The 21,285-nt window shown below is 37.4% G+C and carries 17 protein-coding genes and 1 pseudogene; 5 read left to right on the top strand and 13 right to left on the bottom strand.

Translation table 11 applies throughout. The features are described 5' to 3' along the window. Positions 1-50 precede the first annotated feature (50 nt). The 10 genes and pseudogenes from FHY45_RS11710 to FHY45_RS11755 form a co-directional block, all read right to left on the bottom strand. Complete coding sequence (locus FHY45_RS11710; protein ID WP_139891947.1) at positions 51-2,117, bottom strand: thioredoxin domain-containing protein; 2,067 nt, start codon at positions 2,115-2,117, stop codon at positions 51-53. A gap of 268 nt (positions 2,118-2,385) precedes the next feature. Then, a complete protein-coding gene (locus tag FHY45_RS11715) occupies positions 2,386-3,645 on the bottom strand; it encodes an exo-beta-N-acetylmuramidase NamZ family protein (protein WP_139891948.1) in 1,260 nt (419 codons plus the stop codon). 22 nt (positions 3,646-3,667) lie between these two features. Next, entirely contained in the window at positions 3,668-5,752 is a 2,085-nt protein-coding gene (locus FHY45_RS11720) for a glycoside hydrolase family 3 protein (protein ID WP_373925478.1), read from the bottom strand. Positions 5,753-5,766: 14 nt separating this feature from the next. Beyond that, positions 5,767-7,419 carry a serine hydrolase domain-containing protein gene (locus tag FHY45_RS11725; RefSeq protein WP_139891949.1) on the bottom strand — a complete coding sequence of 551 codons (1,653 nt, stop codon included), beginning with the start codon at positions 7,417-7,419 and terminating at the stop codon, positions 5,767-5,769. Positions 7,420-7,867: 448 nt separating this feature from the next. Next, on the bottom strand, positions 7,868-8,629 hold the full coding sequence (locus tag FHY45_RS11730; RefSeq protein ID WP_066103859.1) for a sporulation protein: 762 nt from the start codon (positions 8,627-8,629) through the stop codon (positions 7,868-7,870). 176 nt (positions 8,630-8,805) lie between these two features. Continuing rightward, a complete protein-coding gene (locus tag FHY45_RS11735; RefSeq protein WP_180349959.1) occupies positions 8,806-10,200 on the bottom strand; it encodes a sensor histidine kinase in 1,395 nt (464 codons plus the stop codon). A gap of 412 nt (positions 10,201-10,612) precedes the next feature. After that, the gene (locus FHY45_RS11740; protein ID WP_139891951.1) at positions 10,613-10,861 is read right to left on the bottom strand and encodes a hypothetical protein; all 249 of its coding nucleotides are present in this window, start codon (positions 10,859-10,861) and stop codon (positions 10,613-10,615) included. A 203-nt stretch (positions 10,862-11,064) separates the two neighbouring features. Beyond that, entirely contained in the window at positions 11,065-11,796 is a 732-nt protein-coding gene (locus tag FHY45_RS11745; RefSeq protein WP_139891952.1) for an ABC transporter permease, read from the bottom strand. Further along, positions 11,793-12,528 (bottom strand): annotated as a pseudogene (locus FHY45_RS11750) (ABC transporter ATP-binding protein). The gene FHY45_RS11745 and the pseudogene FHY45_RS11750 overlap by 4 nt, the downstream one beginning before the upstream one ends. Then, positions 12,528-12,959: a helix-turn-helix transcriptional regulator gene (locus FHY45_RS11755; RefSeq protein ID WP_139891953.1), complete on the bottom strand. Its 432-nt coding sequence runs from the start codon at positions 12,957-12,959 to the stop codon at positions 12,528-12,530. Before FHY45_RS11755 ends, FHY45_RS11750 begins: the two are co-directional and overlap by 1 nt. A gap of 229 nt (positions 12,960-13,188) precedes the next feature. Here FHY45_RS11755 and FHY45_RS11760 point away from each other — a divergent pair, with 229 nt between their 5' ends. Both FHY45_RS11760 and FHY45_RS11765 read left to right on the top strand, forming a co-directional pair. Continuing rightward, the gene (locus tag FHY45_RS11760; protein ID WP_139891954.1) at positions 13,189-13,743 is read left to right on the top strand and encodes a hypothetical protein; all 555 of its coding nucleotides are present in this window, start codon (positions 13,189-13,191) and stop codon (positions 13,741-13,743) included. 361 nt (positions 13,744-14,104) lie between these two features. Continuing rightward, a complete protein-coding gene (locus FHY45_RS11765; RefSeq protein WP_139891955.1) occupies positions 14,105-14,854 on the top strand; it encodes an SDR family NAD(P)-dependent oxidoreductase in 750 nt (249 codons plus the stop codon). A gap of 130 nt (positions 14,855-14,984) precedes the next feature. Here FHY45_RS11765 and FHY45_RS11770 read toward each other — a convergent pair whose 3' ends face one another. Next, positions 14,985-15,692: an ion channel gene (locus FHY45_RS11770; protein ID WP_257469044.1), complete on the bottom strand. Its 708-nt coding sequence runs from the start codon at positions 15,690-15,692 to the stop codon at positions 14,985-14,987. Positions 15,693-16,241: 549 nt separating this feature from the next. On the opposite strand from FHY45_RS11770, the gene FHY45_RS11775 reads away from it, so the two are divergent. Beyond that, positions 16,242-17,066, top strand: a complete 825-nt coding sequence (locus FHY45_RS11775; protein ID WP_139891957.1) for an STAS domain-containing protein — start codon at positions 16,242-16,244, stop codon at positions 17,064-17,066. An 80-nt stretch (positions 17,067-17,146) separates the two neighbouring features. On the opposite strand, the gene yutH is transcribed toward FHY45_RS11775, so the two are convergent. Continuing rightward, complete coding sequence (gene yutH, locus FHY45_RS11780; RefSeq protein WP_180349960.1) at positions 17,147-18,175, bottom strand: spore coat putative kinase YutH; 1,029 nt, start codon at positions 18,173-18,175, stop codon at positions 17,147-17,149. Positions 18,176-18,284: 109 nt separating this feature from the next. On the opposite strand from yutH, the gene FHY45_RS11785 reads away from it, so the two are divergent. Further along, positions 18,285-18,782, top strand: coding sequence for a phosphatidylglycerophosphatase A family protein (locus FHY45_RS11785; RefSeq protein WP_180349961.1), 498 nt, complete (start codon positions 18,285-18,287; stop codon positions 18,780-18,782). Positions 18,783-18,970: 188 nt separating this feature from the next. Here FHY45_RS11785 and FHY45_RS20570 read toward each other — a convergent pair whose 3' ends face one another. Continuing rightward, positions 18,971-19,144, bottom strand: a complete 174-nt coding sequence (locus FHY45_RS20570) for a hypothetical protein (RefSeq protein ID WP_180349962.1) — start codon at positions 19,142-19,144, stop codon at positions 18,971-18,973. A 350-nt stretch (positions 19,145-19,494) separates the two neighbouring features. Here FHY45_RS20570 and FHY45_RS11790 point away from each other — a divergent pair, with 350 nt between their 5' ends. Next, the gene (locus FHY45_RS11790) at positions 19,495-21,261 is read left to right on the top strand and encodes a glycoside hydrolase family 3 protein (RefSeq protein WP_066103876.1); all 1,767 of its coding nucleotides are present in this window, start codon (positions 19,495-19,497) and stop codon (positions 21,259-21,261) included. Positions 21,262-21,285 lie beyond the last annotated feature (24 nt).

Genomic DNA, 21,285 nt, shown 5'->3' on the forward strand with positions numbered 1-21,285 from the left:
CTATTTTATCCTATATTTTATATAGCCAACGCAGCTGTTATTTATTAAATTTATGACTCTTTGTCGCCATTTATAAGCTCGATTGCTTCATTTTCACTGGTCAGTGGTCTGTAGCAAACAAAATTTTCACATATATAATAGGTTGCCTGATCATTGACCTTGGAATAACCTGCCGCAAAATCAGAAACGCCGGTAAATAAAGAGGAATCCTCGTTTGCCAGATAGGTTAAGTGTGGATGAAACTCCTTTTGTAAATGTGAAATAACTTTATTTTCTGAATCCTTACTCCCCAATACAACGACTTCCTTCATTTTCATCTGAGTTGTCATATACGCCATTAACATATAGGTATGGCCCATTGGATAGTGAATCACATCATCGCCGAATGCGTCAAAAACCTTCTGTACCTTATCCTCCAATGAAAACTCACCGGTTAAACGAGCCAGCCTAAGCATTTGCAAGGTTGCGACGCTATTCCCGGATGGCAACGCTCCATCATATACGTCTTTTGGACGGATCAGCAATTCCTCATTATCTTCTCCATAGAAATAGAATCCGCCATTTTCCCCGTCCCAAAATAATTCAATCATTTGATGCGTAAGTGTTTTTGCTTTTTTGAGATAGGATAAATCAAATGTCGTTTCATAGAGTTCAATGTAAGCCCAAAGAAGATACGCATAGTCATCAATAAATCCTTCCTGCTTAACCTCACCATCTCTGTATCGGACCATGACTCTTCCATCCACGATTAAATTCTGTTCAATAAATTGGATAGCACTTTTTGCTGCAACCAGTTCTTCCTGATGATTGTAAACTCTACCAGCTTTGGCTAGAGCGGCAATCATTAATCCGTTCCAGGCAGTCAATATTTTGTCATCCTTATGCGGATGAACCCGCTCCTCGCGAACATTAAATAAGACTTTCCTTGCTTCCTCCAATTGTTTACGAACTTCTCCTGCGTCTAAATCATTATGAGCAGCAAATGAGTCAATTGGTTCACGAATTAGATTAGGAATATTTTCGCCTTCAAAGTTTCCTTCAGGGGTTATATCATAAACAGCGCAATATAATTCTGCTACGTCTTCATCAAGGTGATCAAAGATTTCAAAGTAGTCCCATATATAGAATTTCCCTTCCACACCCTCTGAATCTGCATCCTCCGCTGAGTAAAATCCGCCATCAGGATGTCGCATGTCCCGTAAAACATATTCAATGATTTGTTCAGATATCACTTGATGGCTATTTTCTCCGGTAACCTGATAGGCTTCTGTATACGCCATTAACAGCATGGCATTATCATATAGCATCTTTTCAAAATGTGGGACTAAGTATAATTCATCAGTGGAATAGCGAGAAAACCCGTATCCGATATGATCATAGATTCCACCTCTTGATAGCCCTTCTAATGTCTTTAGCACCATATTCAATGCTTCCTGATCCTTCGTCATATGGAAGTAACGCAGCAGGAACATTAAATTATGTGGTGTAGGAAATTTCGGAGCCGAGCCAAACCCGCCATACTGTTCATCAAATACCCGCTTAAATTGTTGAACGGCTGCATTGATCGCAGCCATCGTTAATTTCTCACTAGATGTCTCCTGTTTCGTTGGCATAATGGCATCTTTAATCCGCTCACCTGTCATTTCGATTTTATGTGGCTCATTGGTATACGTATCGTATAGCTGAGTAATCACATCTATTATTCCAGGACGGCCATACCGGCTATGCTTAGGAAAATAGGTTCCTGCATAAAAGGGGACCTGATCAGGAGTTAAAAACACATTAAGCGGCCAACCACCTTGTCCCGTCATCACCTGGCACACAGACATATAAATCGAATCCAAATCAGGTCGTTCTTCCCGGTCTACCTTTATGGAAATAAACCGCTCATTTATAACCGACGCCACTTCTTCATCTTCAAAGCTTTCCCTCTCCATCACATGACACCAATGACAGGTAGAGTACCCAATACTCACAAACACAGGCTTATTCTCCTGTTTCGCTTTTTCAAATGCCTCCGGTCCCCATGGATACCAATCAACAGGATTATAAGCATGCTGTAAAAGGTACGGTGATTTCTCATTTATTAGTCTATTGGGATTAGATTTTGCACCCATTTAAAATTACTCCTTTACAAATCAGGATTTTTTCATTTAGAAACTTTTATCTTTCACCTTCACACGTTATGGATATAAATATATCCTCTTTATACAATACACATCATTTATTAGTATAAACTTAATTGGATTATTTATTGATTTTTATTGTTTCATAAATGAAAGAGGTATCCTTTTTGGATACCTCTTGTTTTCTTCTATAGTCTTTAATCTTCTTTTATAAAGAAGCTCAAAAGCTCCTACATCTCAGCCTTCAAGCTTCCCTCCTTTATCTATACAGCAAATATTTAGATCTTAGTTTCATGAAGTCTTTCAAATCCTTTTCCCATTTCTGCTTGATTTGTTTTACGGATTTACCTGCTTCGATATCATCGCGAATCCAGCCGTTGCCGATAAGTAAGTCGAAATAAGATATTCCCTTGCTATCCTCTGCGCGGAATTCGAAATCATCCGGATACATGTCATGAATGGTCTTAACGATATGAAGACCTGCCTCAAGAGGCACGAAATCATTATAGTCTGTTATATGAACCTGAACACCATGGGATAGGATTCCACTATGCTTCGAGAATGTCGGCGTGAACGAAGCTGCTCGGAATTGAACACCTTTTAAGTTTAGCTTGTTTAGCTCCTTTGCTAGCTCTGTTCCATTTATGAATGGGGCTCCGAGCAATTCAAAAGGTTTCGTTGTTCCGCGCCCTTCGGATAAATTCGTGCCTTCAATTAATCCTGTACCCGGGTATACATAAGCTGTGTCGAGTGTCGGCATGTTTGGGGATGGAAGGACCCATTCTAGTCCTGTATCTTCATAATTCATATGACGCTTCCAATTTTTCATTTTTACAACGGTTAAATCCGCCCCAATGCCAAATTCCTTGTTAAATAGTTTCGCGAGTTCTCCAACAGTCATCCCATGTCTGAGTGGGATTTCGTATTGCCCGATAAACGAAGCATATTCGGGTGCTTCAAGAATCGGTCCTTCCACCTTCAGTCCTCCTAGGGGATTCGGGCGATCAAGTACGATGAATGGGATTCCTTGTTCCTTTGCTGCTTCCATCGCTAATGCCATTGTGTAAATATACGTATAGAAGCGTGCGCCTACATCCTGAATATCAAATACAAGTACATCAATATCTTTTAACATTTCCGGTGTTGGTTTACGGGTTTTGCCGTAAAGGCTGTATACAGGAAGACCAGTAGTTTCATCAATGTAGAAATCAACATAGCTGCCGGCCTGCGCGTCTCCTCTAACTCCATGTTCCGGGCCATATAAAGCGGTGAGATTGATGTCCTCATCCTCATAGAAACGGTCAACAATGCTGTTAAGCTCTTGATCTACACCGGTCGGATTTGTGATGAGACCGACCCTTTTACCTTCCAGCAATTCTTTTTTATCACTTAGAATAACGTCGACGCCTAGTTCTAAATCCTTCTTTTTATGCTTGTCCTTTTGACCTGCTTGGGCGAAAGAAATCGTTGATAAAATCAGAATCAGTGTGAATAGGACAGCGAAACCTCTCTTCTGCATATAAAGCCTCCTTAGTTATCAATTAGTAGGATAAACCATGGCCAAATGGATATAAAGTTTCCCCTTGCCCGTTCGGGATCGTGACAGGGAGTTTACCAGATGGATTTATTTCACCGAAAATGGCTGCTGCGGTTGCTTTAAAGCTTGCGGTACGAAACCCATATTGAGTGATATAAGTATCAACCTGGGGATAGGACATAATGTCATATGGATTACGAATCGCAACAGCTATAGAAGGTGCATCATAGTTGTCGATAATATCATTAATTCTCAGCATTTGAGGATGGGCAGGTAACCTCATTGCTACATTTGAAGTATGGCTACCAATAATAATATAATCCGCCTGACGAAGCTGCTCCTTCTGTGCATCGGTCAGTTGATAGCTAGAAGGAAGGGTAATTTCCTCAGTGTTGGCATGCTTTTCTTTAATAGCGTAATATAATTCTTGGTTGTAGGTCATACCGATAACGACAATCTTTCCGGATTCCTGCAAGTCATTTAAAGGCAGGAGCTGATTGTTATTTTTGACGAGGGTAATAGATTTCTCTGCAGCTGTTTTCTCAATCGCCTTATGCTCTGGTGAACCAACGGTCTCAAGCGCTTTTTCGATTCTTTCGTCAAGTGGCTCCGGTGATTCCTCCTTAAAGATGCCCCTTTTGATTTTCAGTGACAGGATCCGTTTTACGGATGCATCAATTCGCTTTTCTTTAATATCGCGATTTCTTACTGCATCAAGGAGCCCATTACGAACATCCTCTAGTCCAACGGGCATAAGTACAATGTCCGTACCTGCCTTAACAGACATGATGGCCGCATCGACAGTTCCATAATGCTCGGTGATAGCACCCATGTTCATGGCGTCTGTAACGATCAATCCATCATAGTCCATTTCCTCCCTAACCAATTCTGTCAGAAAGCGGTGGGAGAGAGTTGCTGGTATAGAGACTTCCTCACCGGTCTTTTTGGAAATCACTTTCGTGTCATCTACCTTCGGAAAGGTAATATGCGCGGTCATGATGGCATCAACACCAGCATTCATCGCTTGCTGAAACGGGTATAGTTCCACTTCCTTTAATCTCTCCATCTCATATGGAACTTCTGGAAGTCCAACATGGGAATCAACTGCCGTATCGCCATGACCTGGAAAATGCTTGGCCGTTGCAATCGTGCCTGTTTCCTGCATGCCATCAATATAAGCAGTTCCTAGTTCAGCGGTTAGTTTTGGGTCTTCACTGAAGGAACGGACACCAATGACAGGATTGTTACTATTATTGTTGACATCAAGCGATGGGGCAAAGTTTGTATTTATGCCAAGCGAACCGAGCTCCTCGCCAATGGCACGCGCAACATCTTTCGTGATTGTCACAGACCGTGTAGCTCCTAAGGCCATATTGCCGGGCATATCAGTTCCAGATTGCAGCCTGGTTACAATTCCACCCTCTTGATCAATTGAGATGAGCATCCCATATTTCTCGGAGGCGAGCTGATACGCATCCACGAGATGGGCGGTTTGCTCAGTCGTTACGACATTTTCGCGGAATAGAATAACTCCACCTAAGTCATAATCCTTAATTTGCTGTTCTATCTCCGGCAGCATTTCTGTCACATTCTTGCCATCCCAGTTCCGGTAATCAGGCATGAGCATTTGTCCGATTTTCTCTTCTATCTTCATCTTGCTAACGGCATAATCAGCAAGCCGATATCGTTTATCCTTGATGGAGCGGAATGTTGCATTTCCCTTTTTATCCACCACCAAAAAGGCTGTGTCTATCTTTTTTCCCGATGTTGCAAGAATGACTGCCACTCCTGATTTCCCTGTAATCGTCAAGGTTCCATTAGAACTGATTTTCGCGATACGTTTATTTGCAACCGACCATTTTACCTTATTTGTCTTTGTAAAATGACCATCATGGTAGACGTTCACTGCCTTCATTTTGACACTGTTGCCACTAATCGTTTTATCAACCTCATGCAGATTTTGATAGATTACAATATCTCGCACACCATCATTTGGATTAGCTGGTTTCTTAGTTTGGCTGCTGAATCCGGCCGTCAGGAATACACTCATCACAAGTATAATCAAGAACCATTTCCTATTTTTCAATATTAGCACCTCCCCATTTAATCTGTTCTACGTTCAAATCCATTGCTCTCGAATCTCAGTCGTTCCTTCTTTCCATTTGTTTTTATGCTTGCGTCTTGAACATACCAGCCGCGCCCGTTCACGCTTTCATCCGTTTTATAGGAAAAACGAATAAATTTCGTGCCGGCAGGAATGAGGACATTCTCCTTCTCCCATCCATTGCTTTTTCCTGTGAAGCTTTGAATACTTGTAAATGCTTTTCCGTCAGTCGACGTTTCCAAATATCCATAATCACTCTCCTCTTCAATCCGGAACCAGGTATCGAAACTCAAATAAGCATCTCTTTTTAGATTCACTTGAGCTGAAAGTGTGTTATCTAATTGATCTCCATAGCCCGCGAACCAAGCCATTTGTCCCTTTTTCACATTTATAGGTATGCTGTCTCCCACATCTCTAGCGAATGTTCGTCTGATTGGATTAATGGACGGTGTATTTCGGGATGGATGTACCCGGTTTGTAAGTACAATAGCAACAGTCTGATTAGATGGACTCATCACAAGAGCTGTACCGGTGTAGCCCGTATGGCCGGCGGTGAATGTGTCAGAAAGTGAATCCATGTACCAGCCCTGATTAAGCTCAAAGCCTAATCCATGGTCATTTCCTGGAAACGCAGTGTTATAGTTCTTCATAATTAAGTCAATCGTTTTCTTCTTTAGAATGCGTATCTTACCGTATTTACCATCATTTAAATATGCATGGGCGAGAATCCCTAAATCCTTGGCTGTGGAGAAGACGCCTGCATGACCAGCCACACCTTCAAGCGACCACGCATTTTCATCATGAACCTCGCCCCAGACAAGCCCTCTCCCTATCTTTGGCTGATATTCGGTTGCAGCTATACGTTTCTTTAATTTTGCCGGAGGATTATACATCGTATCCTTCATACCAAGCGGCTCTGTGATGGCTTTCTTAACAAACTCGTCCTGCCGGAGACCACTCCATTTCTCGACTAGCGCCCCAAGCGTTATCATGTTCAAATCACTGTATAAATAGGTGGTCCCAGGCTCGTTAATCAAACCATGTTGCAGTACGGACTGGATGCGGCTTTCTCGAGTGCCCTCTTGCATATAAAGAGGCATCCCAGCTGCAAAACCTGAAGTATGGGTTAAAAGTTGTCTGATTGTTATGTCTTCTTTGGCGTTTGCAGCGAATTGTGACAGATGCAACGCAACAGGGTCATCGAGTTGGAAAATTCCTTGCTCATAAAGCATCATGACCGCAGTAGTTGTAAAAAGCTTACTTATAGAAGCAATATCAAATATTGTATCCGCTTTCATTTTAAGAGGTGTTTCAATTTCCGTGAAGCCATCATCCTGATAGAGAGCCGCATACCCATATGCAGCTTTTTGAACAATATGACCGCTTCGTGCCACAAAGGTGACCGCCCCTGGAATTAAGCCGCTTTCGATGTATTGGCCGATTGTCACATCTATGTCATCAAGTGCAGACTGCTTCATACCTGTCATTCTGGCATTTGAAGGTAGGAGTATCGGTAGCATTCGACCTGGTTCGTCCCAATATGAGGCATTGTCGGAATGTCCCTTAGCACTTGTCATCATTAGACCATCGGATGTGTTAAATGCAGACACAGTAATCATCGTGCTGAATGCAATTGAGGTGATTTTTTTCATATCGTTCCTCCTCTTTTTTTATCACAAAGCGAGTGAACAAAACGAAAGAAAGGTTGATGAAGGCTACGGAGATGGATCTTTGGGGATGTATCTAGATAGATTCCTCTCACTCGAGAATACATCCATCTTTCTTATTTTTCTATCCGGCATAAGTACTTACTTCCATTATTAACCTTAGGTCTATCTTAATGTAACAACAATTATTTCATGAAAAAATGACAAGTTTCTGCATATTCACCTCATTCTTATTGCTTAGTTTACCTATATGGATATATTCATAACTAAGAGATCATTAGTTTCATTTACTTATATCTAATTTCTCAGCTAACTATTTTTATAAAAAAATAGATTTCTATATAAAAAAAGAAACTGCCAGTGAGCAGTTTCTTTCATCACAATGTAAAAAACATGTAAAATTTTATTGAATCTGACTGGTCGAAACCATAGATCAGCAATATTTTCTAATTAAATCTCCCAATGTACGGTCTAGCGTGCCAATGTCCGACTTATCAAAAGTGAATTTAACAAACGATTCATCCATATTTAATGATTCAGCTAAGAAGCTTGAAAAACCTCTTGCTCTTCGGTCTATTTGAAGCAAAACTCTTGCTTCGTTTTCTGTCAGCTGGAATACAGCTTCTAGTTCATCTAGCTTTCTCGCAAATTCACCGGATGTAGCTTTGAATTCAAATTCCTGAACAAACGGTAAGCCGTTTCTAAAATACGAAGGAGTTTTTTCACAATCTACCTGACGTAAGCGGAATCCTAATCTTCCTGCAGCATCAATGAATTCTCTTACAAGCTGATGTGGCTTTATTTCCAAAAAGTCTTTATCTTGAGGGTCGATTGCCATTTTAATATCCAAGCCGGTTTGAATCCAAACACGGGTACTTCCCATTGTAACTGGTGATTCATAAGGAACATTCAACTGAAAGGGCACCACTTTTTCTTCATTTGGAGCGATTGTGAAGCGCTCAGTCAATAAGATTTTGTCCAAGGCAACAGAACGTCTTACCTTTTTATCATCAACTTCCACCACATAGTCAGTCATTAATGTTAAATAGATGTTATCAATATCCTGCTCGTTTTTTCCTCCCTTGATAAAAACCTCACCTTCGATTGACTCACCGACAATATAACTTTTTTTCGCAAGCCTCGTATCAACTTTAGCAGCACCAATACCTATGGATGACAGCAGTTTATCAAACATGATAATCCCTCATTTCCTTTTTATAAGTCTATTTTACTATACTTCAAGCGGAAAATAACACTCTGTAATTAATATATCGAATAAAACTCCTGAGTTTTACAGCAATCTAATTATAAATAGACTTACTGATCATCCCATTTAAAAATAAAAGATTTAGAAACAAAAAAAGCGACCTCCTACGAAGAGATCGCTTCATCCTCAACCCTATTTTGTTCTACAATTTTATAATGCTGAAAAGCAATCGCAAATCCTGTGGTATTTGTTGAACTTTGCACATGTACGTTGGCATTATAGATGTCTGCAATACTATTAATCAGCCAAAGTCCAATACCTGCTCCACTCGTTTGCGCTTTAGCCGAATTTGTACGATAATACTTTCCAAAAATCTTTCCAAGATTATTATAATCTATACTCGAACCAGAATTTATGACTTCAATAACGATCTTTTTGGTCTGATTATACTCACGGATACCAATAAAGATGGAGGAGTCTTCTTTTGAATATTTTATGGCATTATCAAGCAAGTTTCTGATCATCAATTCGATTGAACCTTGGTCAATCCATATATGAATATTGGGGTTAATACTATACTTGAAATGAAATTCTCGATTAGGGTATTTTTTCTTATATTCCTCAAAAATAGGTTTGATTTTCTCGATTGGATTCAGCCAACTATCTGGAGGGGAACCCCCTAAATAATACATATCATAAATGATTTTTATGCTAGATAATAAGGAAGTGATATTTTCCGTTTCATTTATAACGGATTGAAGTTTCTGTTTCATTTCCTCATCTGCTTCAGGTAGCATATCCTCTATCAATTCAAGTTCATTCTTAATATTATGGGCTGGATTTTTAATTTCATGAACCATTTCATCAAGGAAGGATTTGGTCTCTTTAATCCCATCCTGCAGTTCCAACATCGTCGTATTGACTGCGTCAATCGTCTTTTCTATTTCTGGTATAACAGGCTTTTTGTATACGAAACTCTCTAAATGAAATCGTGACATTTTCATAAAATGTTCTCTCATTTTTATTAGAGGGGTATAGTAAAGATTTCTCATAATTTTATAGTTAATGAAAATTAAAAGCACTGATAGACTGATGAATAGCAAGCATTGAATAGTCACTATTTTGAACTCCTGCAAGAGAGCTTTACTAACATTACGGTAAGTAACGATCTCACCCTTAAAAGCATCTGTATTAACCTCATGGCCGATGTTGATTAAAATAGAATTACTTTCATTAAGTAATTTCAGATCCAAATTTTGTTTAATAAACACATTATAGACATCCCCTAAATCGACATGCATTAACAGTTTGTTTAACAAAAATAATAAAAGACCATCGAAGCCTTCAACGTCATCGGCAAGTACTGTTGTGTCCTTATAATATAATGCCTTTGACTGAGTATCTTGATTATAAACATAGATATACTCGTTATCTTTTGGAATAGTTTGCAAAAAGTCAGTTAATTCTTCGGTATCAAGCTGATCTTCATATAGAGCATGTTCTAGCCAAATATGAGTTGGGAATAATTCAGATGCCTCTTTCCTAAAGAGAGTCGACATCCTGTTATAACCAAATAAAATAGTGGTAATAAACACCAGCGATATGATTGAAAAGTATGCAACTTGCTTAAACACTCGCTGATTATTTATCAAATTCTTTTTAAAACTAATCATTTTATATCTTAAGTGTTCCTTTCGCCTATTCAATTAAATTAACAGAGGATTTCATTATATCAAAATAATAATGCCTTTTTATATGTATTTAATTCCAGTCCTTTCGTTATGTATAAGCACCATCATTCATTAGAAAATTAGTTGAAAATGTGATTATGAAAGCAAAAATAAAACGCCGCTCCGATTGGAAAGACGTAAAAAAAAAAGGATATCTACCTATAGAATCATTTTATAAATAGATAGAGCGGTCTGCTATTAAAAATTATTAATTTGATACACTATCAATAAGGAGGGTCCTTTAGTTTATACCTATACCTACAACTAATATTAATATGAAAAAGCCAACCCAGATAAGGGCATTTAGGAGGATACCAAAAATCATGCTTACCATTTTTTTAGATAAAATAGCAAAGACGATTCCTGCTATAGATAAGATGGTAGCCATTAACAAGAACAATCTAGGATATGCCATATTATCCGTTATAAAATAGGATAAGACTATACAGATGCCTACTGTTAATAAAGATAATCTGCCGTATGTGTTCATAGATATCCTCCTTTCCAATTTAATTCTATTGATATATGGAAAAATACTTCATTAATAATGCGAAAAAGCTGCTTTAAATTCTAGAAGAATAATGATCCTCTTATCTGATGGATTGGTAAATTCTGACTTCACTAAAATAAGCATGGCCTAATGACCATGCACCAATTTCAGATGATTAATCATCTATAATTTTAAGTTAATAATTAGACTTCCTGAGTTCTCTTTTTAAAAACAAATATTGAAATAAATAGAATAATAACAGCATACCCAAGTACCCACCATAGATGCGGAAACATATTTCTATAAACTCCGCTTAATGCAGCTTTTCCAGCTTCAACAGCATGAACAAACGGCAGTAGATAAGCGATATCCTTAAATAATCCACCTACTAGCTCTAAATTAAACCATATGCCCGATAGCCATGCTGATACATTTGTAAGGAGCGCACCACATATTCCTACCGCTGCTTTTTCACTAAATAGAGCTCCGCTAATTAACCCAATTCCAATAAAGATTGATTCCATGGGAACCAATATCAGAATAACCATAAAAATCGTTGCTGTAAAATCTAGTCCCATACATAATGCAGCTATAAAGCAAACGGATATTTGTATAACGGACATAACTAACAATGGCAGTGAATAACCCAAAATAAAGTCTCGAGATGTCATCGGAGTTGTAAATAATCTAGTCAAAAAAGAGCTTGCACGATCTTTCGATAATACTTGTGCTGCAAACAATGCCATAAAGGAAAGGCCGAATACAGCAATGCCTGGTGCTAATGAAGATATATTAAATAAATCCACAGGGATACTGCTATTAATCGCTGATAAAAGTGCAAGTAAAATGAGCGAAAAAGCAAGACCAAGGAATAATGAAATAGGATCTCTGACAATTTCCTTCATCACTCGATTGGCAAAAATGATTGCTTTCATCGTTTATCCTCCTTCGTAACAATTTCTACGAAGGCATCCTCGAATCTATCGGTCTTTGTCATGCCTGTGAGTTCTTCGACTGTTCCGATTGCTTTTACTTGGCCATCTTTCATGACACAGATTCGGTCACATAATGCTTCAGCTTCCTCTAAATAATGTGTTGTTAACACAATGGTTGTTCTATCTTTTAATTTTTCAATTATAGACCATAATTCTCGGCGTCCTAATATGTCTAAACCTAATGTCGGTTCATCTAAAAATAAAATGTCTGGATCAGAAATAAGTGCAAGCGCAATACTAAGCTTACGTTGCCAGCCACCGGATAAGGTTTTACTTTTTTTGCTTTTCATATGGTTCTAAAGAGAAATGATTCATCATATTAGCTGTTTTTTCATATACTTCAGATTTAGAATAACCATGAATAGCCGCCATTAATTCTAAATTTTCTCGAACTGTTAAATTTGGAGCAATGGCAGTTTCTTGTGGCGATACCGCTATGATCTTCTTCACTAGCTCTTGATTTTTTACAATATCATGTCCAAATATAGACGCATGGCCGCTTGTAGGCTTTGTTAAGCAGCATAACATTTTAATCAACGTTGTTTTTCCTGCCCCATTCACACCTAATAAACCAAACAATTCTCCCTGCTTAATTGAAAATGATACTTGATTAACTACAATTTTATCATCATACTTTTTAGTTAATTGATCAATAGAGATTGCATAACTCATCATTCATCCTCCTTATGAAGCGGAGACTTTACCAGATTTAAAAATTCATTCATCATATTCTCGGGTACAATAGCAAGCCCTCTCTCTTCATCACCCGTGATAATAAGAGAGTCCCCAGGTTTTATATAAAATACATCACGCGCCTTTTTGGGTATAACAATTTGACCACGCTCACCTATTTTGGCTACACCAAAAAAGTACTTACCCTTTGGTGGTACAATCAAATTCGTATCTTCTCCATCAAAATTTACCAAATCATCCAGCGTCACTTTATACAATTTGGCTAATGCTTGCCAATGTCCAAGGTCAGGAGTTGATTCGCCCTTTTCCCACTTTGCGATTACCTGTCTTGAAACATTGATTTCATAAGCTACCTCTTCCTGTGTCAATTTATGATGCAGGCGCAGGTTTTTTAGATTCATACTTATCATACTTTTCCTACCTCCATATTTATTATGAATTATTTCTATAATGCCCTCCACCAACAATCCGTAACAGCTATGTTAGAATTCGTAGCATTTCTGATTTAACATTGCTTTTACCAAATAAAACAATCACCGTTGTTTTCATTAAAATATCCCTTTAAAAGGACATTTGTATTCCTTGTCGTATATATGTCTTTATATCGCAATAAAATATTTTATGGTGGTGGGGATAATCATGAAAAAAATTCAAATTGTAATAGTAGGAATCTGCCTTTTACTTATTGGCTGCAACGATAATGAAGCATCTGCTGGTTTATCCTATGATCCGTCAAAAATTCAAAAACAACTAAAAGAGGAACAAAAGATTGATTCAAAATTACCAACTGCATTTCCTGTTGAAATCAAAGATTATGAGATAAGTCCACAGACTCATACCGAATCTTCTGTTCATGATGTGCAGTTTACAGGGACAAATGAAGAAAAATTCATTCTTATGATCCATACAAAAGAAGTAACATATGATGGTAAACCACAAGGGTATGAGGAGTTAAAGATTAATAATCAGGAGGTGTTTTATATAGAGGATGATTTAGCATCATCAGTTCATTGGACAGATGGCGATTATCATTATATTTTTGAGTATCAAGTTGCTGAATCCGGCAAAGATGCCGCGAAGCTAACAAAAGAAGAAATGGTGGAAGTAGCTGAATCTTTTAAATATAGCAGTTCAAATACGAAACCTATCCTCATTTTACATTTCAAAAAACTAGCATTGATTTTTCAATGCTAGTTTTTATTGCATTCATTGAATAGATAGGCATCCTCTTAAAAAATTCTCACTATAAAAAAGCAGCTCATTGGTCGTTCTGGATTTAACTTATTGACGTTTCTTTTTGAACCTTTACATGTCTATTATAAATATATAAGCTTTCCTGTGTTATTGGACATTAATCAAACGATAATTCGTTGAATACATATAATCATTGTTAAAATCCAATAGGTACTTTTGTATCAATGCCTGTTCCCTCCTAATATTTCTTATAAAACCTTTAGATCAATTCCTGATATTCTATCAATATATGTAGCTTACACATTTTTACTGTTTATCTTTGACAAGAAGAGGTTAATACATAAATCGGAAGGTTTTTCACATGAATAAAGTTTCGATTATTACAGGTGCAGGCAGCGGATTAGGACAAGCAGCTGCACTTCGTCTAGCAAAAGATGGGGTTAACATTGTAGCGGTTGATATTAACGAAAAAGGCGGAAATGAAACAATCAAACTCGTGAAAGAAATAGGGACAGATTGTATATTCATTAAAGCTGATGTTTCTAAAGCAGAAGATGTGAAGAATTATGTGGCTCAAACGGTTGAACGCTTTGGGACAATTGATTACTTTTTTAATAATGCCGGGATTTCAGGAAGCGGTTCATTTTTCTTGGATTCTAAGGTCGAAGAAATCAATCAAATTGTTGGCATTAACCTAATGGGAGCTTTATACGGCGTTTATTATGTTGCTGAGGTTATGCTGAAAAACGGTGGAGGTTCAATCGTGAATACAGCTTCAAGTGCGGGTGTGATTGGTCAAGATTCCGTTGTCGCCTATTCTGCCACAAAACATGGAATTGTAGGTTTAACAAAAAGCTTGGTTGCAGAATATGCGAAAGATGGATTGCGTGTAAATGCGATTGCTCCGGGACCTACTGAAACACCAATGGTAAAAGCTTTCTATGAAGCTAATCCAGCTATGAAAGAAAATGCTACAAAAGGAATTCCGCAAAAACGATTGGGAACACCTGAAGAAGTAGCAGAACTGGTTACATTCTTATTAACTTCTGAAGCACAATATAATAACGGAGAAGTTATTCGTATAGATGGTGGATTTACAAATACAAAATAAGCTTGGTGAATGATAAAAGAAGCTCAGAATCATACTCTGTGCTTCTTTGTTATTGGAGTGAGACTTACGGACATCTAGCTCTAGTTTCTGGAGTATGAATCCCTGCATTATGCCTTGCCTGTAATCTCACTTACATGGCATCTACTACCATCTTGGCAATCGTTCCATTGGATAATATAAATTTATCAATATTAATATGTGAGAAATTTTCAACATGCTCTTCTCTTTCAATTTCGACAACTGTATGGACATGAGAGGCGATTCTTTCAACCGCACATGCAATCATTAATGACTTTCCGTCAGTTAAGGTTTGATTCTGAATCCGATCATCAGAGAAAATCAAGATAGATTTTGCATTTTGGATATTGGCTTTCTTTAATACCTCAACATTCGAGGCCTCTCCTCTTATATAATGGATATTTCCATTTACATAAGATAGCTTTTCAAGCATATCTATAACCACTATTTCCGCCTTTTTATTCTTGTCTAAAATTTCCTTAACTGCGTTTTGCGCCTTATGTGACCAATCTATGATAACAATATGATTCTTTCCTTCATACATAAGCTCTCCACCCTCTTTACGTCTTCTGTAAACCGTAAAACTTTCCATAACTTTTCCGATAAAAGTGGCGAATAAACCAATACCAACCACATACAAAAATAGGATTGTAAATATTCTTCCTTCTATAGTAGTCGGTGACATGTCTCCATATCCAACCGTCAACATGGTCGTCATTGTGAACCATAACGAGTCCATATAGGTAGTAAACGTATCTGGTTCAATCAACCTGAGCATAATTGTACAGAATACGATTAAAAATATGGTTGATGTGGTCAATAATAATCAAGACATATGTGTTAGTTTAAAATATAAATTACGTAAGATAATCATTCAAACACCTCTTCTTACTCTGAACAGGATTTTTTCGGTTAATGCATGCATAGTCCATTTTCTCTATTATAATATTGAACCATCTATTTAACATATACTCAGTTCCATTTTGTTCCTTTTATTATTAAATATAATGCTGTCCAAAGTTAAGTTATTTAGTGTGTCCCTCTTTCCTCTCGTATGCTTCTGCAATTCCAATTAAAATATTTGCCTACATATTTCAATTATTTACTACCCATATACCTGGTTACTCTATCTCTAACTACGCAAATCTTAAGATAATTTGGTTAAATGTGAAGCATTTTGTAAATAGGTATTTCTTTACAGTTTTTTCTCCAACTGTTATGTTAGAGAAAATAATATACATTCTTTGTATAAGGGTTATTAGCTTATTGGATATGCACTTAAATATTTTCAAAATTAATCCTTCTAAAGGGTTTTTTTCTTTGCAAAAAAACAATGGGTCATAAATCGCAGTAATTAGGAGCTGTTGATATGCATAGCATTGATAGTAGCATACATGTGTTTTTAGAAGGTGTTTCAACTCACATAATCTCTTCAGAAGATACTCTTGCAGATTTACGATTTAAAGACGATACGAATACATATTCTGAGGAAATCAATAGTATGGTTAAAACTTGGCGAAAAACCCTTATAGAGATATATGGATTTTCAATTGCCCAAGAGCAAAACGAAACCTTTGCAGTTTTAAAAGAATGGGGAAAGGAAACCGTTGATTTACTCATAAACTTAAATTTATCACTTGCTGATGCAATAGAAGAAGTTAGATTTTATCGTGATAAAATTGGCGGTATCATCAAGGACCAAGCTAAAAAATATTCAGTAAGTCTGGACGTTTTCTATGAAATCATTTCTAAATTCGATTCAGTTGTTGATAAAGCGATACACTGGCTTAGTATTTCTTATTCTTCACAATACTCCAATAGAATCGTATTAGCGGAGAGGACTGCTTTTGAACTGTCTATTCCTGTTGTTAGGATTACATCCAATATCGGGATTATTCCAATCATTGGAGTATTAGACACTCAACGTGCAAGCCACTTGATGGAAAAAGCATTACAGGCTGGAAGTGAATATGATCTAAGTTATATTATTATTGATCTATCAGGAGTTCCGATTACGGACACAATGGTGGCTCATCAGATATTTAAAGTTATTGATGCATTGCGACTCATCGGTATCGAGACGCGCTTATCCGGTATCCGAATAGAAATTGCACAAACAATGGTAAACCTCGGAATTAAATTTACAGCTAAAAGCTACTCTAGCTTACATTTGGCTGTTAAAGATATCCTATGATAAATTTCTCTCCCGGACATACAGTCGGGAGTATTTTTATTTAAAACAAAAAAGACACTCAAAGAATGTCTTAAAATAGACTAAATAGTTCTCCCGTTCATGATCCATTCAGGAACAACCATTTTGATATTCCCCTTTAGTATACCAGCCAGTTCATATATTTCACTTAGCATTCTTTCATACATAGTAGAGTGCTTCACGAAATTTTCTAATCTTTCCTCCAAACGAGTCTTTTCTCCTTCTGATTTTGTTACATAATACTGCTCAATAATTTCAAAATAATGAACCGGTAAGAGCAACCTTGAGAATAACATCCGTGCAGAAAATGTTGATAAAGGGGTGATTGATTGATATTGGCGCAAAAATGACTCGACACCCTGATGGTATGTATTTGGCTGTTTAAAATAATAAGCGCGTATCCACTCCGCAATATCCCTCGCACTATGGTCAAAAACCCATTCACTAAATAATTTGCCATTTGAGCCGGGTCCCCAGGTTTCTGAAGTAAAGCGATCATAACAAACGGTCCCAGCATCAACCATCTCCGGGTTTTCATCTATTTCAGTATCAACTAAATATTGGATTGCGTTTTCCGAAAGGCCTGCGTAATAAGGATAGCTGTCAATAAACAGTTTTTCAAAATCGTTTTGTGGCTTTGCTGCCAATTTATCTCTCCAAACTCGTTCAAGCTGATCGACCCGCTGCTCCCACATTTCCTTCCATTTTCCGATTCTGCTGCAAAAAACGATTCGTTGCGGAATAGACCTGCCACGATAATGAAATATTGCCAGCTCTCTGCCCACTTCATATGATTGAGGAATTTCCATTTCATTTATACAAACCACATAATCGTTACTTTCCAGTTTTGTTAATAGCTTTTGTTCCTTGTTTAACAGGGGAAGCCATACTCCCTTCTCCCCTTTGTTATGCATATGGTACGCCAAACTGCTTCGTTCCTGGAGCTCTTGCTCTTCCATGTTTATGGCAAAGCTCATGAATACTCTGCCTCCACCGTTATATATGTTTATTGCCCCACTGCTTATTTCTTGATCAACTGTAATTCCATATTGTTCGTGTAATAATTGTTTGTTCATCACAATATTGTTCATCACCTCTAATTCCTTGCTTACTATGATAAGTATATGGGCAAGATAACTGTTATATGTGGTTAACATCAAGATTTATACTTACTATATGCATGGGAGTTGGTGTCTTCGTATGAAAGGGAAACCTGTAGATATGACTGAACAAACAGCAAGAAAATGGTTGCATGATCGAGGGGTGACAGTTACAGATATTGGTGAATTAGTTTTATACCTTCAGCATCAATATCATGATAATCTGCTATTGGATGAGTGTATTAAAAATGTGGAGCGCGTACTCTCAAAACGCGAAGTCCAAAATGCCATTTTAACTGGCATACAACTAGATATGCTTTCCGAAAAAGGGATGCTTGAAGAACCTTTACAATCCATAATCCGGACTGATGAAGGATTATATGGGGTTGATGAGATTTTAGCATTTAGCATCGTGAATGTATATGGTTCTATTGGTTTTACCAATTATGGATATATTGATAAAAAGAAACCAGGCATACTGGCAAAATTGAATGATAAATCCTCCGGTGAATGCCATACCTTCCTGGATGATATTGTTGGGGCGATTGCTGCTGCCGCTTCCAGCCGTTTAGCTCACCGAGTAGAGAATGTAGAATAAATATAAAATCCTGAATTTATACTTTGAGTTTTTCTTTTATAAGATAATTAAACCGAGTCGGTTAATTTCCTAACAGTCTAACAAGTAAGAACGAAAGAGCATACCTGCCCTTTCGTTCTACTGTTTAGATATTTATATGAATTATGTGTAATACACATCTTTGTGAATTCATTTAATCGCTTTGGTAATCATAAGTGAACTAACTCAAATTCCACATTGTCAAACTCCATTTCAGCTGCAAGCTCTATTGTATAATAAACAAAGGCAAGAGCAATCAGGGCTGCCAATATGAGCTGCTGATCAATAAGGGTAATTGCAAAAATGATATCGAGTAAGATTAGTATTGAAAATCTTAGAATCATCGTCTATCCCCCCTTTTTCTTCTATTATCATTATTCCCGTTATCAAACACTGTACCTATAGGTATCTTGACAATTGTATGGCTTTTCTAAATATTAATCTTTATTATTTAAATCCTGAATAAGTTTGTGAAATATTGAACTTTCTATAGAAATCCTTAAACTAGTATGCTAGAATACTAGTGGTTGAGTTAAATTACTTTTTTGTAGTTTAAATGTATGGCTAATTTATTTGAAGGTTGATGCCTTCGTCTTTAATTATGAAAGCCTAAACATAAATAAAGGAAAAAACGTACATACTACATGATGATAGAAATTTTTCTCAAATATTTAGTAAGGGAGTATTACATAGGATGACTAAAGTGGATTTAAAAGCAAAACCATACCATTTATCTGATGAAGATATTAAATGGGTAACAGACACAATTAATTCTATGACAATTGAAGAAAAGATTGGCCAATTATTCGTTAATATGGGAGCTAGCCGTACTGAAGAATATTTAACAGGTATGCTAAACAACTACCATATCGGTGCTGTACGTTACAATCCTGGTAAAGCTGAAGAAGTTTACGATCAAAATAAAATTCTTCAAGAAAACAGCAAAATTCCATTGCTAATTGCTGCAAACACAGAAGCAGGCGGTAATGGAGCTTGTACAGACGGTACTGAAGTTGGTCTTGAAGTTAAAATCGGTGCAACAAAAGATGCGAAATGGGCATATGAAATGGGCCGAGTTTCTGGTGTAGAAGCGTCTGCAATCGGATGTAACTGGAGCTTTGCGCCAATCGTAGATATTCACATGAACTGGCGTAACCCAATCATCTCTAGCCGTACTTTTGGTTCTGACCCTGATCAAGTTTTAGAAATGAGCTTGGCTTACATGAAAGGTATCCAGGAAAGCGGAATTGCACCTGCTGCTAAACACTTCCCTGGTGACGGCGTAGATGAGCGTGACCAGCATTTATCCTTCGCGCCTAACAGCCTATCTTGTGATGAGTGGGATGAAACTTTCGGAAAAGTTTACAAAGGCTTAATCGATGCTGGCCTACCTTCTATCATGGCTGGTCACATCCATATGCCTGCTTATTCCAAGCACTTCAACCCTAGCCTTACAGATGAAGATTTGCTGCCAGCAACTCTTTCTAAAGAGCTAATCACAGATTTATTACGTGGTAAATTAGAATTCAATGGCGTTGTTGTTACAGATGCGAGCCACATGGTTGCGATGACTTCTGCAATGAAACGCAGCGAAATGCTTCCTACTGCTATTGCTGCTGGTTGTGACTTATTCTTATTCTTCAACGATCCAGATGAAGATTTCGGCTACATGATGGACGGATACAAAAACGGTATTATTACAGAAGAGCGTTTAGAAGCAGCTCTTACTCGTATCCTTGGTCTTAAAGCATCTTTAGGTCTTCACAAAAAAGCAAAAACGGAAATCATGATGCCGAAAGAAGAAGCGCTTAAACAAATCGGTCTTCCTGAAAACGTTAAGCTATTTAAAGAAGTTACTGATCGTGCAATCACATTGGTAAAAGACAAACAAGATATTTGGCCTGTTACTCCTGAAAAATACAAACGAGTATTACTAGTTAATGTTAAAACTGCTGAAGGTGCATTCAGTAAATTAATTAGCGGTAACAAACCTAAGCCAATTGATCTTCTGAAAGCAGAGCTTGAAGCGCAAGGCTTTGAAGTGGAAATTCACGAATCTCCAATGGATAAAATCGCGGACCTGCCACCAGAAGAACAAATGAAGAGCATCATGAACGCATATGCAGCAAAACGCCCTATTAAAGAATTAACAGATAAATATGATTTAATCATTAATATCGCTAATATCAAAATGGGTGAAGTTGTTCAACGTATGACATGGAATGCGTTAAAAGGAACACCTGATATTCCGTTCTATGTACACGAAGTACCAACAATCTTTGTTTCTGTAAACTACCCATTCCACTTAGCGGATGTTCCACAAGTGAAAACATACATCAACACGTATGACGGTAATAAAGAAACAATTGAAGTACTAGTAGAAAAAATGATGGGTAAATCACCATTCAAGGGTGACAGCCCAGTTGATGCATACTGCGGATTAAAAGACACATACATTTAATCTGTCAAAAGCAAAAAAAGGATT

It is taken from the genome of Bacillus sp. D386, assembly GCF_006346415.1.

Bases quoted from the DNA above. Each gene is read 5' to 3' on its own strand.
- FHY45_RS11710 (WP_139891947.1), bottom strand. From the start codon at position 2,117: ATGGGTGCAAAATCTAATCCCAATAGACTAATAAATGAGAAATCACCG.
- FHY45_RS11715 (WP_139891948.1), bottom strand. From the start codon at position 3,645: ATGCAGAAGAGAGGTTTCGCTGTCCTATTCACACTGATTCTGATTTTA.
- FHY45_RS11725 (WP_139891949.1), bottom strand. From the start codon at position 7,419: ATGAAAAAAATCACCTCAATTGCATTCAGCACGATGATTACTGTGTCT.
- FHY45_RS11730 (WP_066103859.1), bottom strand. From the start codon at position 8,629: ATGTTTGATAAACTGCTGTCATCCATAGGTATTGGTGCTGCTAAAGTT.
- FHY45_RS11735 (WP_180349959.1), bottom strand. From the start codon at position 10,200: ATGTCGACTCTCTTTAGGAAAGAGGCATCTGAATTATTCCCAACTCAT.
- FHY45_RS11740 (WP_139891951.1), bottom strand. From the start codon at position 10,861: ATGAACACATACGGCAGATTATCTTTATTAACAGTAGGCATCTGTATA.
- FHY45_RS11745 (WP_139891952.1), bottom strand. From the start codon at position 11,796: ATGAAAGCAATCATTTTTGCCAATCGAGTGATGAAGGAAATTGTCAGA.
- FHY45_RS11755 (WP_139891953.1), bottom strand. From the start codon at position 12,959: ATGATAAGTATGAATCTAAAAAACCTGCGCCTGCATCATAAATTGACA.
- FHY45_RS11760 (WP_139891954.1), top strand. From the start codon at position 13,189: ATGAAAAAAATTCAAATTGTAATAGTAGGAATCTGCCTTTTACTTATT.
- FHY45_RS11765 (WP_139891955.1), top strand. From the start codon at position 14,105: ATGAATAAAGTTTCGATTATTACAGGTGCAGGCAGCGGATTAGGACAA.
- FHY45_RS11775 (WP_139891957.1), top strand. From the start codon at position 16,242: ATGCATAGCATTGATAGTAGCATACATGTGTTTTTAGAAGGTGTTTCA.
- yutH (WP_180349960.1), bottom strand. From the start codon at position 18,175: ATGAACAATATTGTGATGAACAAACAATTATTACACGAACAATATGGA.
- FHY45_RS11785 (WP_180349961.1), top strand. From the start codon at position 18,285: ATGAAAGGGAAACCTGTAGATATGACTGAACAAACAGCAAGAAAATGG.
- FHY45_RS20570 (WP_180349962.1), bottom strand. From the start codon at position 19,144: ATGATTCTAAGATTTTCAATACTAATCTTACTCGATATCATTTTTGCA.
- FHY45_RS11790 (WP_066103876.1), top strand. From the start codon at position 19,495: ATGACTAAAGTGGATTTAAAAGCAAAACCATACCATTTATCTGATGAA.